1 protein-coding gene is annotated in these 1,281 nt (G+C 43.5%); it reads left to right on the top strand.

Going from position 1 to position 1,281, the window contains the following annotated elements; translation table 11 throughout:
- Positions 1-92 precede the first annotated feature (92 nt).
- Positions 93-1,139, top strand: a complete 1,047-nt coding sequence (locus tag F6K20_RS38935; RefSeq protein WP_502708937.1) for a DMT family transporter — start codon at positions 93-95, stop codon at positions 1,137-1,139.
- Positions 1,140-1,281 lie beyond the last annotated feature (142 nt).

Raw genomic sequence — 1,281 nt, 5'->3', positions numbered from 1 at the left:
GTCCCTTCCGGTGCGCGCCTCCTAGGGCGAGTAAATCGCCCTTGGGTCGCACCGCAAAGTTGGGGGATTTAGGGGGCTTTAACTTTCACCAGATGATCGCGAATTCATTCCTTAATTCAGCAACGCCGATACACCACTCTTCCTCAATAACGGAAATGATTGCCAATAGTATCAATAACCTTAATCCCAAATTGCTGCTAGTTGTCTCCCGGGCCCTGGCAGCATTGCGACCCTCGGTGATTGCTTTTCTAATTGCCAACGCTAGTATGCTTAGTGGCGGGAAGGAAACACCAATATCGTTTTGTAACGTTCTGTTTGTTGGCAATCTCTGTGCGTCTTTGGCAGTGGTGGCTTTTTTTGGAGCGATTCCTATTCTAAATGAACTCAGAAAGTTGAAGGTAAAGCTGCTTCTGGGACTGTTTATTAATGGTTGTTTAGCCGCCTTACTATCTGCACTGATTTTCCTGGGGCTACAACACACTACTGTCACCAATGCAGTCTTATTGGGGCGATTTGGTCCGGTACTCTATGCTCTGGCAGGAGCAATTTTCTTTGGCAAGCGTATTCTGAAATGGGAATGGATTGGCTTTTCTCTGATTGGCGTTGGTGTTGTTGCTATTGTTTTTAAAAGCAGTAATTATCAAATCAATCAGGGTGACCTTTTAATCCTGGCTTCAACGTTTTTGTATGCAGTTACTTCGATGATCGGCAAGTTGACCCTTTCTAAAAACAAGAGTTTGTCGGTAATTGTCTTCAGCCGTAACTTTATATCAGCTGTAATATTTTTCGCGATCGCTAGTTATTTGTTTGGTCCGTCTCATTTTGGAGATGTCTTTTCAGGTCAGCTTTGGATGGTGATGGGGATCTATGCACTAATTATCATCGTGATTACCCAATTTCTCTGGTACGCTGCCCTGGAAAAGTTAGACTCCAAGACGGTGGGTAAGTGGACTGTATTATCCCCCGTATTTGGGATAATTTATGCGCTAATTCTCAATGGAGAACGCCCTTCACTGATGCAAGTAATAGCATTTATTGTGATCATGATTGGAGTGTCGATCACTAACTTTAGTAAACAAAAGCCCCAACCGATACAGGAAATTGCAGCTAGAGGAGAAAGTTCTGCCTCTTCTATGTAAGTAGATAGCAGTTATCAATTCAGTGAGGTAGTTACTAGGAGTGGTTAGGGAGTAGGGAGTAGGGAGGGGTGCATCTCATTTTTGCAATTAAACAAAAATTCTAATAAAATTCCCAAACTGCCTACACTACCCACCCTCCCTA

It is taken from the genome of Moorena sp. SIO2C4 (assembly GCF_010672485.1).
In the GTDB taxonomy this organism is placed as follows: domain Bacteria; phylum Cyanobacteriota; class Cyanobacteriia; order Cyanobacteriales; family Coleofasciculaceae; genus Moorena; species Moorena producens.
This window is presented reverse-complemented; position numbering and strand designations above follow the sequence as displayed.